Here is a 12,147-nt window from a genome sequence, read left to right as displayed (position 1 = left end):
AAGGAGATGTTGGTGGAACAGCGAGTACGGGAATTGCAGCAGTTATTGCAAAACGCTAGCTATGCTTACTACGTCCTAGACAACCCGATAATGGAAGATTCGGTTTACGACCAACTGTATCGGGAGTTACAGGAACTTGAAACCCAATATCCACACTTAGTTACGCCCGACAGTCCGACGCAACGGGTGGGAGAAAAACCCGCTACCCAATTCTCCTCAGTGCGTCATAACATCCCGCTTTACAGTCTGGAAAATGCCTTTAACATCGACGAATTGAAGGCATGGGAACAACGCTGGCGGCGGAATGCTCCTGTAGAGACGTTGCATGCAACGTCTCTACAAGAATACGTATGCGAACTCAAAATCGATGGTTCGGCGATCGCCTTAACTTATGAAAATGGGTTACTCGCGCGCGGGGTAACTAGGGGTGATGGCGTGATGGGTGAAGATATTACCCAGAATGTCAAGACAATTCGTTCGATTCCTTTGCGGTTGCAGGTGGAAAATCCTCCTACAAGGGTAGAAGTGAGAGGAGAGGCATTTTTACCCCTAGATGTATTCGAGCAAATCAATCAAGAGCGATCGCAAAAGGGCGAACCACCATTTGCTAATCCTCGTAATGCGGCGGCGGGGACGTTGCGCCAACTCGATCCTCGCATTGTCGATAAACGGCGATTGGATTTCTTTGCTTATACGTTGCACGTTGCTGGTAGAGATGATGCGAGTGTGTATCAGACGCAGTGGGAAGCTTTAGAGTTATTACAGCAGATGGGGTTTAAGGTGAATCCCCATCGCAAGTTATGTCCTACAGTGCAGGAAGTTGCCGAATATTATCGCTATTGGGATACCGAACGGTTGAACTTACCCTACATGACAGATGGGGCAGTGGTGAAAATAAATTCTCTACCCCTCCAAGAGCAATTGGGATTTACGCAAAAGTTTCCTCGTTGGGCGATCGCCTTGAAATATGCAGCCGAGGAAGCTCCTACCCGCGTCGAAGAAATTGCGGTGAATGTAGGACGGACGGGGGCGCTGACTCCAATGGCAATTATGCGTCCGGTGCAGTTAGCAGGAACGACGGTTTCTCGCGCGACTTTACATAATAGCGATCGCGTGGCTCAGTTAGATATCCGCGTCGGCGATACGGCAATTGTCCGTAAGGCTGGGGAAATAATACCTGAAGTCGTGCGGGTATTGCCAGAACTACGCCCCGCAGGAACCCAACCTTTTCAAATGCCTACCCACTGTCCGACGTGCAGCCAACCCGTTATCAAAGAAGGGGCAGTTACGCGCTGCGTCAATGCTTCCTGTCCGTCAATTCTCAAGGGAGCCTTGGAACATTGGGTAAGTCGAGATGCTTTAGATATTAATGGCATGGGGGAAAAGCTAGTCCACCAATTAGTTGATCGCGGTGTGGTTCATTCTGTTGCCGATCTCTACAATCTGAATGCTGAAAAATTGATGCAGTTAGAACGCATGGGGCAGAAATCAGCAGAAAAATTAGTGCAGGCGATCGCCGCTTCTAAAACTAAACCTTGGTCGCGGGTATTATATGGTTTGGGTATTCGTCACGTAGGTAGCGTCAATGCTCAGGTATTGACACAAAAGTTTTTTACCGTCGAGCAGTTAGCAGCAGCAAAAACCACAGATATTGAATCAGTTTATGGAATTGGGGCAGAAATTGCTCATTCGGTCTACGATTGGTTCCGCATTCCAGCAAATCAGTCTTTAATTGCTCGACTGCAAGCAGCTGGTTTGCAGTTAGCTGGGGAAGTAGTTGAGGAGTCTCGACAAAACAATGCATCCTTACCACTAGCGGGTAAAACTTTTGTCATTACTGGGACTTTACCCACACTGAAGCGGGATGAGGCAAAAGAATTGATTCAAAAGGCTGGAGGTAAGGTGACAGATTCAGTCAGTAAGAAAACAGATTTCCTCGTCGTCGGTGAAGAAGCTGGCTCTAAATTAGACAAGGCGCAAAAACTAGGAATTTCTCTACTAAACGAAGTACAGTTGATGGAAATGGCAAACAGCGATCGGTCGTGAGTAGTGAGAAAAACTCGCAAAAAAATTAATGAATTTTTTCGTATTAATACTGAGGTTAGTTAAAAAAACTTGCCCTTCTAATAGTGAAGGTAGAAAGTATAAAAACTATGCATCTTACTTGATACTTTGACTTTTAGAAAATGAATAGAAATAACACTTATTATTTTGGTTGCAGCTTTATGCAATATTTACATTGGCATACTTCTGCGTCCAAGTCAGTCCGATCGCACGCTAGCACCCAGTCATCCACCAATTGCCATTCTCAAACCAACAGCATCGCCCAAACGGAAAGTTGAACTCACTACTCACTCTCCAACGATAGCTGTTGAGCTGTATCAAGTTCTACTAAACCTGGAGCCAAGATCGGTTAATTTAGATTGATGCCTTAAATTGTAATTCAGGCTACATCATCATGCGGCTAGAACAGTTGCAAGCCTTTTTGGCGATCGCGGAATCAGGTAGCTTTCAGCAAGCAGCACGCAAATGTGGAGTTACCCAATCGACAATTAGCCGGCAAATTCAAGCCTTGGAAGCCGACTTAGAAGTGCAGCTATTTCATCGGACAGCCCAGGCTAAGCTGACGTTGGCAGGAGAGAGACTGTTACCCCGCGCCCGTAAGATTTGCCAAGAATGGCGCTACGTTACGGAAGAGCTAGCAGATTTGATGGCGGGAAAACAACCGGAACTGTGTGTTGCAGCAATCCATTCTTTGTGCGCCCACTATTTACCTCCAGTACTACAAAAATTCTGTCGTAATTATCCCGATGTCCAACTGCGCGTTACGGCGTTGGGTAGCGATCGCGCTTTAAAAGTCCTCAAGGATGGATTAGTAGATCTGGCGATCGTGATGAATAACCGTTTCTTGACGACTAGCCCAGAAATGGTGACGCAAGTGCTATACGATGAATCCATTGAGGTTTTGGTGGGAGCAAATCATCCGTTGGCACAATACGAGCAAGTCCCCTGGTCGGAGCTAATCCGCTATCCTCAAGTTGTATTTAAAGATGGTTACGGGATGCAGCGCCTAGTACAAGAACGTTTCGATCGCCTGGGTGCTACGCTCCAAGCCGTGCTGGAAGTGAATACTCTCGATGCCTTTCGCGGAGTAGCGCGACAAGGAGAACTGATCGCTTTATTGCCGCAGTCTGCCCTAGTAGAAGCGTGTCTAGACCCTACTCTTGCCGTTCGCCCAATTGCCACTACCAATGGTGATTCTCTTGCCACGGGTTCGAGCTTATCTCGCCAAGTCGTCATGGTGACAACTCAAGATCGTCTCAATATTCCTCCAATTCAATATTTTTGGCAATTGGTAAAAGAACTCGTACCGCCTAAATTGAGTGTGGGAGATAAGGGGACGTGGGGGGATCAGGGAGATGGGGAAGATGAGGGAGATGAGGGGTTTTACATAGCTCCTACCCTGATGGCAAGCTATAACGGTAATGCCATTTCTTAGACATCGAAATTTTAGAGATCAAAAATGTTCGTGTGAGAGTTTTGAGAATTTCAAGTAAGGGATGAGATCGTGAGCAACGCATTTAGGGATTTACTGCGGAAAGTGGGAAGCGGTAATCATACAGGAGAGGATTTAACTCGCACAGAAGCAGCCGCAGCAACCCGAATGATGTTGTTGGGGGAAGCAACCCCTGCTCAGATTGGTGCGTTTCTGATTGCTCACCGGATTAAACGCCCTACAGGAGCAGAATTAGCAGGTATGCTGGATGTTTACGACGAACTGGGACCAAAACTACAGCCAATTGAAAGTCCCCGTCCAGTGATGGTTTTGGGCAACCCTTACGATGGACGCGATCGCACCGCGCCGATTAGTCCTCTCACTACCCTGTTGCTTACGGCTGCGGGGCAACCTACGATTATGCATGGTAGCGATCGGATGCCGACTAAGTACGGCGTGCCATTGGTGGAGATCTGGCAAGGTTTAGGAGTTGATTGGACGCAACTTGCATTAGATCGAACTCAGCAAGTATTTGCCACTACCGGACTGGGATTTGTCTATTTACCCCAACATTTCCCTCTAGCTCAGAATATATTTGAATACCGCGATCAAATTGGCAAGCGTCCGCCTTTTGCCACGATGGAATTAATGTGGTGTCCTTATGCAGGAGCAGCGCAAATTGTGACGGGATACGTCCATCCTCCCACGGAACATATGTTTCAAGTTGCTTTGTCTTTACGCGGTACAAACAACTTTACGACAGTCAAAGGATTAGAGGGGAGTTGCGATCTACCCCGAGAACGGACGAATATTATTGGTTTATCTACACCCAATACAACCGATGAATCGGGGTTAATTGCGATCGAGCGCCTGCACCTTTCACCCCGCGATTATGGTTTTAGCAGTCACAACGTCCCCTGCGACACGACCGAACATTTAATAGCAGATATGCGCTCGGTATTGCAAGGAAAGCCCTCAGAATTGATGCAATCTGCAATTTGGAATGGCGGATTTTATTTATGGCGTGCTGGTATTTGTGCCGATATTAGCGCGGGAATCACTCAAGCAGAAGCGATGTTTGCTAATGGAAAAGTAGCGCAACAACTGACGCGAATAATTCAAGCAATTGAGTCAATTCAAGTTCGCGATCGCTCCTACAGCCAACTATAAAAATGTCATTTGTCATTTGTCATTTGTTAGTAGTAGGTGGGCAATGCCCACCATAGATCATTTCCTACCATTAGATCCCCGATAAATCCGCTCTGCTTGCTCCGGTGGCAGCCATGATATAGATGAAGATCCTTGTAAACCTCCATTATCTGCACTATTAACAACTTCATAGTGCTGGCGATGGGGGAAATCGCAGGCGATGGGAGGAGGAGGAGCATGACTAACTGTAAACTCGCCTGCGACTGGTCCATCTAGAGGATCGTATTCGCCAAGTTGGGATTGAGGATGGACGTAGGAGTGGCTGTCTGGGTCATATGCCAAAACTTCCCCAGTCTCAATGTGATAGATCCAACCGTAAATTTTCAGCTTACCTTGATACAGTTTGGAGTGAACTACAGGATAGGTTCTGAGATTTTCAATCTGCGTTAAGACATTTTCCGCGATCGCAATTTCTAATAATTCTTCTGTGTTATAGGACTTATAGTTTTCCTTTACCAGTCGCCTAGTGGCTTCAGCATGTTTCAACCAATCGTGAACTAAGGGCATTTCTTCTTTCAGCGTGTCTAGATGCAGCAACCCTTTCATCGCTCCGCAGTGGGAGTGTCCGCAGACCACAATTTGCTCAATTCCCAAGGCATGAATTGCATATTCTACCGCTGCGCCTTCGCCACCATTGGCTGCCCCATAGGGTGGGATAATATTTCCAGCGTTGCGGATGACAAATAATTCTCCAATGTCTGTTTGAGTAATCAAGTTAGGATCGACGCGCGAATCGGAACAACTGATAAATAAAACCCTCGGTTTTTGTCCGTGGGCAAGCTGTTCAAACAGTTCCGTGTGAGTTGAAAAGTAATTGGTCTTGAACTCCCGCAGCCCTTTAAGTAGTTTCTTCATAACTTCATGCCCTTGCTATTTCCCTGTTCGATCGCCTCACCGCACCAGAACCGCGATCGCTCTAATTGGTGTAAATCTTCTGACTTTATGAGTCTACCTAAAGCGTTATCAGAAAGAAAGTCATCTTATACATAAATCACAAAATATCAATGCAGTTTTAAATAGGTATACATCTAGAAATTTTATACTGAGTTGCGAAGCAGCAAAACAACTTCTTCGCAACTTAGCGCGATCGCGAGAGTCAAATAATTCTGCTAAAACTAGACTTGAGCTAATAATAGATCGTCGTAATAGCGTACTTCTAACAGTTGATTTTTATTATCTACTAAAACAACCTTAGGACAAAAATTTTCTAGTTCTGCCGAAGTTAATTGAGCATAGGTCATAATAATAACCCGATCGCCACTCACCCCCAATCTCGCTGCTGCACCGTTTAACTCAATTTTCCCAGAATTTGGAGGAGCAGCAATCGCATAAGTAATTAATCTTTCACCATTATTGACGTTGACGACTTGCACTTGTTCGTAGGGTAATATCCCAGCAGCATCTAACAAAGCGCGATCGATACTGATGCTACCCACGTAGTTAAGATTTGCCCCTGTTAAGGTGCAATTGTGGATTTTGGCGAGGAGAAATGTGCGTTGCATGGGTGAAAATTGGGTTACGTGTAGAGACGTTACATGTAACGTCTCTACATTTAGGAATTTAAACGGTTTCCGAGTCTGACTCGCGACCTTTTTCGCTACCAGCCTTAATACACTGTTCTACTAAGGGCATGACGCGATCGACATCTTGCCAACCGCGAATTTCCGTGACCTTCTTTTCTAAATTTTTATAGCTGCGGAAGAATTCGGCAATTTCGTCTAAACGGTGAGGCGCAATATCGTTGAGAGATTTGATGTTTGCGTAACGCGGGTCTTTATCGGGGACGCAGAGAATTTTTTCATCGCGATCGCCACCATCGATCATTTCTAGCATCCCGATTGGTCTGGCGGCGATGATGCAGCCTGGAAAAGTTGGTTCGTCCATTAATACCATTCCATCCAGTGGATCGCCATCATCAGCTAAGGTATTAGGCACAAAACCGTAATCGTAAGGATACTGCACTGAGGAATATAACACTCTGTCTAAAGCAAAAGCTTGCAGATCCTTGTCGTATTCGTACTTATTTTTGCTGCCAGCAGCAATTTCAATCAAAACGTTAATTAAACCTGGCTTTGGTTGAGCCGGAATGCGGGATAAGTCCACAATAATTCTCCAAGATGACAGCTAATAGCGATCGATGCGCGATCGCTTCACCTGTAGCATTTTAGGCTAATATGGACGGCTTAGAGTGACAGCTAGCAGTAAATCTTCTGCTGCTAGCTATCCAGTTTAAAACATGGTTCCCCCCAGGTAAAATCTGAATCGAACGGGACTCAAGCACTATGCATTGGCAACTTTAGTCATTTGTCCTTTGTAGCGAATAGGAAAGGGGCTGCTCTAGCTTCACGTCATTTGACGAGTAGTGAGCGATCGCCAGTAGAGGTACGATGAGCGTCAATACCGCGATCGCCGTTCCTACAATTTCTGCCAACCTCGGGGGTGATTTCTCACCAGGGCTGACAGAATTACTACTACTTGATTCCATAAAAAATGTTCAAAACCTAGCTTTGGGAGAGTTCAAAGAACTTTATACGTCGATTAGGGCAAACTTATGCTCTATCTATTTCTATTCTAACTGCTCTCCCCAGAAAGACTGTTTGCTATTCAACAATCTCAAAACAAGGAACTAGGGACTGGGGATACTCCTACTCACAGGGATATCTCTCGCTCCTAATCCTAGCCGTTTGCACATGCGTCCCAACTCTGTTTGCTCTGTTGGGGTGAGAACGCTCATTTCTTCAACGACAGCCGCAACGTGCGTCGGAAAGATATCACCGATTAGATGCTTGCCTTTTTCTGTTAAATGTACCTTGATGCAACGGCGATCGCCGACTTCTCGTTCCCGTCTTACCAGCTGCCGCTTTTCTAAATTATCGATCACTAAAGTCATGTTACCACCGCTTTTGAGCAGTTTCTCGGCTAAATCTCGCTGATGGAGAGGTCCCAGGTGATAAAGTGCTTCTAGCACCCCAAACTGACTTACGGTCAAATCTACATCGAGCAAATGACGATGAATCCGATTCGATACCGATTCTGCCGCTCGAACTAACTTGACTAGCGTATCTAAGGCGAGAACCTCCTGTTGTGTGCCGAGGTGTTTTGTACCCATTAATTGTTTTACATTAAATAATTCAATATTACCTTATTTAGAAAAGATCTAGTTGTCAATTAATCTCAAGGCGATCGCTAAATGTAGGATGAATCTTTTCTGTGCTTTCCCTCCCCTTGTCGGTTTTCTGTAAATTCGCTGTTACATCTAGCCACCAAGCAAGTAAGATAGTGGAGAAAAATCATCCACTAGAAAAAATTAGCATCTATCTATGGATAGAAAAACAAAGCGTCTTACACTTCTGATTGTGTCCTGTAGCGCAGCCGGAGTGATTTTGGGGGGTACGTCAAGCTGGGCGGAAAGTAAACAGTGTTTGCAAGCTAACAATGTCACCAGCGACTGTTTGACTCAAAATTCTGTCATGAAAACTTTACAAGGCATGAGTACGGGTTTAATTGCGGGTGCAGGTGCAGCGTTTGGCGCAGCATGGCAGTTAAGGAATGAAGATTGAGCGAGAGGGGCTAGGGTTGGTTGTTCGGTTGTCAGGGTACAGACGTTACATGTAACGTCTGGACAAATTTGTCAGTTGTCAGTTGAGCGACTAACCGTTAGCTACTCGCTAACTATGAGTTCGTCTTTATCAGTAATATTACTACATATAAGAACGTCGTGCGTATTTTCAGGTGCGAGCGCAAATCTCTTGTTACTATTAAATGTTTATTTTTAGTAATTTATTTGTTTTTGTTACTACAAGTATGTAAATCAATCTTTGTTGCTAGCTAGTTTCTTTTAAAAATTACGTAAATTTTTTAGTGCGAAACACTACTTCATTAAAACTTTTAAAGAAGCGATAAAATTCCATATCACTTCTCAGTGAAAACTCTTTTTAACAATTTTCCGTGAAATCTCGATTGAGCCACAATAAAGAAATTGTTAAATTTATATATAGATTGCTGACGCTAAAGCGTTTGGGCAATTAAAACATCTAGCACAAACTAACAGAAAGTATTCAAATCGATCTATCAATTGATAGATTGTGTGGCAATAAACAGCCTTTTATTAATAGCTATCTGTACATTTATTGTTTTAATTTATGTGTTGAGCGAATAGCCGTAGCTACGCAAGTATCTTCGTAAATTTGACATGCCAGCTTTCAACTATCTAACTTCAGCTATTTCGCTTGAAGTATAGGTTGGCTCGTGCAATTTTTTTCAGCAAATAAATTACCTATCTGGAATTCACTTGAGATTCCACCATTGCCCTAATTATTCATAGGAAAAATATTGTGAAGCGATATTCTCATCTTCTTAAATATACTAAAAAAATTCTGCAAGGATTGAGCCTCATAGCTATACTGTGCAGTCCTTCTACTGTCTTAGCCGACCCTGTTGGCGATGGTTGGGCGCTAGTGTTCAGCGATGATTTTAATGGTACGCAACTCGATAAAAAGAAATGGAGTACTTGTTATTGGTGGGGTAATAATGGCTGTACGAATGGTGGTAGTGGAGACGTGCAGTGGTATCAGCCAGATGATGTATTTGCGAACAATGGCATTCTCCGTTTGAGAACCCAAAAACGCAAAATGAATGGCTATGAATATACCTCTGGAATGGTTTCCTCGCATGATAAGTTTGCTTTTCAGTATGGTTATGCCGAAATGCGAGCAAAAATGCCTAACGGTCGGGGTTTTTGGACAACTTTCTGGCTAGCGTCTCAACGTAGAGCGTGGCCTCCAGAAATTGATATTGCTGAGTATTTAGGTAGCGAACCCAACAAAATGCATATGACCTACCACTATTCCACTCCAACTAGCAAGCACCAAAGCTCTCCTTGGGGACATACCGGAGTTGACTTTTCTGACGACTACCATACATATGCTGTGGAATGGAATCCTAAAGAAATCATTTGGTACATTGATGGTATGGAACGGCGGCGCTACACCGCTACAGAACACATTTCTGCGGAAGCAATGTATGTGATGGCAACATTTGCCCTTGGTAAGGCTTGGATTAATACCCCACCAGATGAGACAACTCCGTTTCCCAGTTACTACAACGTCGATTACATTAAGGTCTGGCGACACAAAGATAGTCCCTCAACACGCGCAGTCACACCGATAATTTCTGAAACTGAAGGGTTGAAAGTAGCAGCTAAATCTAACGTGGCTCATGTAACATTTTTAGGGAACGCCAAAGCAGACGCTAAGTTAAGCAATCACATGGGAACGATGCTGGACTCGAATAAAGTGGATGATTCTGTCACTTATACAGTCAACGTACCAGAAGCCAGAACTTTTCATGTCAGAGTTGGAGTCAAACGATATCACAATAGAGGCAAATTTCAACTTTCGATTGGTGGCACTAACTGCGGTAATCCTCAAGATCTCTATGCTTCATCTTCTGATTATGTAGAGCTAGATTTAGGAAATATTACCTTTGATACATCTGGTAACAAATCATTTAAATTCGCGGTAGTGGGTAAAAACGCCCAAAGTAGCAGTTATAAGCTAGCGTTTGACTACATCAAATTGACTCCAAAATAACCGCAGCAGTGGTGAGTGAGGATTAGAAAAATATCTCTTGACTGAAGTTGTAAGCTACTTATAGAGGCACGAAATATCGTGTCTCTAGAAAGCTTGCAACCGAATTCAACCAACTTCTAGCTACCTTACTTATAGACCCGTTTTTCTCTATGGGGAATTGTATATACGTTGAACTTTTGCTTAATAATTAACCAGAAGAAGGGTAGATCTTCTACTAAATATCGTTTCCACAATCTATGAGGTTCTAACAAAAGTCTATACAACCATTCAAAGCCTACTTCACTCATCCATTTCGGCGCTCGCTTGACATTTCCTGCTTCAAAATCAATCGTTGCACCTATAGCCAAAAAAAAATCAATCTTAGGTAGCTTGTTTCGATACTGATAAATCCATTTTTCTTGTTTTGGCGCTCCCACCCCGATTGCTAATACTGTCGCTCCCGAGCGATTAATCATTTCAATTATTTCCGCGCATTCTAGTTCGTTACGGTCAAACCCCAAAGAGGGAGAATGAGCGGCAACTACTATATTTCTACCTATTTTTTTATTGAGCTTTTCTTGTGCCTTAGCCGCAGTCTCTTTTTGTCCACCTAGTAAGAAAATCTTGATTTTTTCATTGTTTCTGTGATAGGTACAGAAGGCAGGAAAAAAATCTGAACCAGAGATTTTTTCTTTAATTGGCGTACCCAAAAATCGCGAGGCATAGACCAATATTTGACTATCACATAGTTTGTAGTCAGCTATCTCGTAAGCTCGAAGAAACTCGCGATCGCATTGTAACTTCATCAGATGATCTACATTAGGCGTAAACACCACCCCTGACTTTAGCTGCCTCAGTAGTTCTTTGATACTTAAATTGTCAAAATCCAAGTTTAATAGATTAACTTTCCGCATTGATTTATTAGCTCCTCAATCGAGCCTTAAACTGAGACTATCACTTGACGATCTACTGACCAGTTACACCAACTAGTTATAGCTGTATCTACTGACATTGCAATCCAAAACATATTGAGTAGCCAGTTTATTTCTCCTATCATTCCGATAATCATGCCATGAAATTGCCATAGTATACTATTAGGTGTGCAATCTAGTTGTCAACCCTTGGAAAAACTTTATATTTGTTTATTTAATAACACCTCAAGGGATAACAATTTCATAGAAATATGTTGCAATGCAGTAGTTTATATGTAAGTTGGTGGTATTTACAAACGTTATCAGCTTTATTCTTGCTGTACTGACGAGATGAGAGTATCAAAAAAAACAGTCTATTCCTTCTCAACCTGAGATACTTCAGGTACAAATTTGTAATGTCTGCTTACCATCTGAGCAGAGCGCGTTGTTCGTTGCATGTATCAGAATTGCAGTTGTACGTACTCACTCTCACGTAAAGATTGCTGACCGAGAATAGAATCGGACTTACAGTCAAAAAGGCTCCGCAGCAAGAATCGTAGCTGGGTCTTCAATTACTTAAGTGTCCTCAAACTATATTTTGTTCTCATGCTAGCTACAGGTAGCGGATAATATCGTCTTCCTCTCGACATAGCTAGATTGGAGTATTTTGCGTAAATATTGGCATTGCCAAATTCTAGAATACATAATGTGGTCTAATGAATAAAAACTGAGGCAGCAATGATGAGGGAACTTTTTTTAACCAAAAAAGTCAACGAGCATCAATAGATAATGTTTGCTTCATCACTAAGTAGTTTGGATAACTGCTAATGTTGGCATGGAACAATTCTGAGACTGGCTGTTCTACTCAAAATTGTCAAATTCAATACATAACTGGTCTCAACATGCAAGACTTTTTCTACTCCAGCGCTTTCAATTTCCTTTCAAGAGTGGCAATTATAGT

12 protein-coding genes are annotated in these 12,147 nt (G+C 43.3%); 6 read left to right on the top strand and 6 right to left on the bottom strand.

Annotated elements, in window-relative coordinates; genetic code table 11:
• Nucleotides 1–6: 6 nt before the first annotated feature.
• From ligA to N4J56_RS11945, 4 genes are all read left to right on the top strand, one after another.
• Nucleotides 7–2,046, top strand: coding sequence for an NAD-dependent DNA ligase LigA (gene ligA, locus N4J56_RS11960; protein ID WP_317106651.1), 2,040 nt, complete (start codon nucleotides 7–9; stop codon nucleotides 2,044–2,046).
• A 165-nt stretch (nucleotides 2,047–2,211) separates the two neighbouring features.
• The gene (locus N4J56_RS11955) at nucleotides 2,212–2,427 is read left to right on the top strand and encodes a hypothetical protein (RefSeq protein ID WP_317106650.1); all 216 of its coding nucleotides are present in this window, start codon (nucleotides 2,212–2,214) and stop codon (nucleotides 2,425–2,427) included.
• A 31-nt stretch (nucleotides 2,428–2,458) separates the two neighbouring features.
• On the top strand, nucleotides 2,459–3,499 hold the full coding sequence (locus N4J56_RS11950; RefSeq protein WP_317106649.1) for a LysR family transcriptional regulator: 1,041 nt from the start codon (nucleotides 2,459–2,461) through the stop codon (nucleotides 3,497–3,499).
• Between the two features lie 69 nt (nucleotides 3,500–3,568).
• Nucleotides 3,569–4,666: an anthranilate phosphoribosyltransferase family protein gene (locus N4J56_RS11945; RefSeq protein ID WP_317106648.1), complete on the top strand. Its 1,098-nt coding sequence runs from the start codon at nucleotides 3,569–3,571 to the stop codon at nucleotides 4,664–4,666.
• Nucleotides 4,667–4,723: 57 nt separating this feature from the next.
• Here N4J56_RS11945 and N4J56_RS11940 read toward each other — a convergent pair whose 3' ends face one another.
• The 5 genes from N4J56_RS11940 to N4J56_RS11920 all read right to left on the bottom strand — a co-directional run bounded on the left by N4J56_RS11940 (nucleotide 4,724) and on the right by N4J56_RS11920 (nucleotide 7,814).
• Nucleotides 4,724–5,560 (bottom strand): carbonic anhydrase, encoded by an 837-nt coding sequence (locus N4J56_RS11940; protein WP_317106647.1) that lies wholly within the window; start codon nucleotides 5,558–5,560, stop codon nucleotides 4,724–4,726.
• A gap of 260 nt (nucleotides 5,561–5,820) precedes the next feature.
• Nucleotides 5,821–6,207 carry an aspartate 1-decarboxylase gene (panD, locus tag N4J56_RS11935; RefSeq protein WP_317106646.1) on the bottom strand — a complete coding sequence of 129 codons (387 nt, stop codon included), beginning with the start codon at nucleotides 6,205–6,207 and terminating at the stop codon, nucleotides 5,821–5,823.
• A gap of 58 nt (nucleotides 6,208–6,265) precedes the next feature.
• Nucleotides 6,266–6,808, bottom strand: coding sequence for an inorganic diphosphatase (locus N4J56_RS11930; protein ID WP_039716863.1), 543 nt, complete (start codon nucleotides 6,806–6,808; stop codon nucleotides 6,266–6,268).
• A gap of 193 nt (nucleotides 6,809–7,001) precedes the next feature.
• On the bottom strand, nucleotides 7,002–7,190 hold the full coding sequence (locus tag N4J56_RS11925) for a hypothetical protein (RefSeq protein ID WP_317106645.1): 189 nt from the start codon (nucleotides 7,188–7,190) through the stop codon (nucleotides 7,002–7,004).
• 141 nt (nucleotides 7,191–7,331) lie between these two features.
• Entirely contained in the window at nucleotides 7,332–7,814 is a 483-nt protein-coding gene (locus tag N4J56_RS11920; RefSeq protein WP_317106644.1) for a MarR family transcriptional regulator, read from the bottom strand.
• A gap of 211 nt (nucleotides 7,815–8,025) precedes the next feature.
• Between N4J56_RS11920 and N4J56_RS11915 the strand changes: the two genes are divergently transcribed.
• Together N4J56_RS11915 and N4J56_RS11910 are read left to right on the top strand one after the other, a co-directional pair.
• Nucleotides 8,026–8,265 (top strand): hypothetical protein, encoded by a 240-nt coding sequence (locus N4J56_RS11915; protein ID WP_015154818.1) that lies wholly within the window; start codon nucleotides 8,026–8,028, stop codon nucleotides 8,263–8,265.
• A gap of 774 nt (nucleotides 8,266–9,039) precedes the next feature.
• Nucleotides 9,040–10,296, top strand: coding sequence for a glycoside hydrolase family 16 protein (locus tag N4J56_RS11910; protein ID WP_317106643.1), 1,257 nt, complete (start codon nucleotides 9,040–9,042; stop codon nucleotides 10,294–10,296).
• A gap of 125 nt (nucleotides 10,297–10,421) precedes the next feature.
• Here N4J56_RS11910 and N4J56_RS11905 read toward each other — a convergent pair whose 3' ends face one another.
• Nucleotides 10,422–11,189 (bottom strand): WecB/TagA/CpsF family glycosyltransferase, encoded by a 768-nt coding sequence (locus N4J56_RS11905; protein WP_410500321.1) that lies wholly within the window; start codon nucleotides 11,187–11,189, stop codon nucleotides 10,422–10,424.
• Nucleotides 11,190–12,147 lie beyond the last annotated feature (958 nt).

Source organism: Chroococcidiopsis sp. SAG 2025 (assembly GCF_032860985.1).
GTDB lineage: Bacteria > Cyanobacteriota > Cyanobacteriia > Cyanobacteriales > Chroococcidiopsidaceae > Chroococcidiopsis.
This window is presented reverse-complemented; position numbering and strand designations above follow the sequence as displayed.

Bases quoted from the DNA above. Each gene is read 5' to 3' on its own strand.
- ligA (WP_317106651.1), top strand. From the start codon at position 7: ATGTTGGTGGAACAGCGAGTACGGGAATTGCAGCAGTTATTGCAAAAC.
- N4J56_RS11950 (WP_317106649.1), top strand. From the start codon at position 2,459: ATGCGGCTAGAACAGTTGCAAGCCTTTTTGGCGATCGCGGAATCAGGT.
- N4J56_RS11940 (WP_317106647.1), bottom strand. From the start codon at position 5,560: ATGAAGAAACTACTTAAAGGGCTGCGGGAGTTCAAGACCAATTACTTT.
- panD (WP_317106646.1), bottom strand. From the start codon at position 6,207: ATGCAACGCACATTTCTCCTCGCCAAAATCCACAATTGCACCTTAACA.
- N4J56_RS11925 (WP_317106645.1), bottom strand. From the start codon at position 7,190: ATGGAATCAAGTAGTAGTAATTCTGTCAGCCCTGGTGAGAAATCACCC.
- N4J56_RS11920 (WP_317106644.1), bottom strand. From the start codon at position 7,814: ATGGGTACAAAACACCTCGGCACACAACAGGAGGTTCTCGCCTTAGAT.
- N4J56_RS11915 (WP_015154818.1), top strand. From the start codon at position 8,026: ATGGATAGAAAAACAAAGCGTCTTACACTTCTGATTGTGTCCTGTAGC.
- N4J56_RS11905 (WP_410500321.1), bottom strand. From the start codon at position 11,189: ATGCGGAAAGTTAATCTATTAAACTTGGATTTTGACAATTTAAGTATC.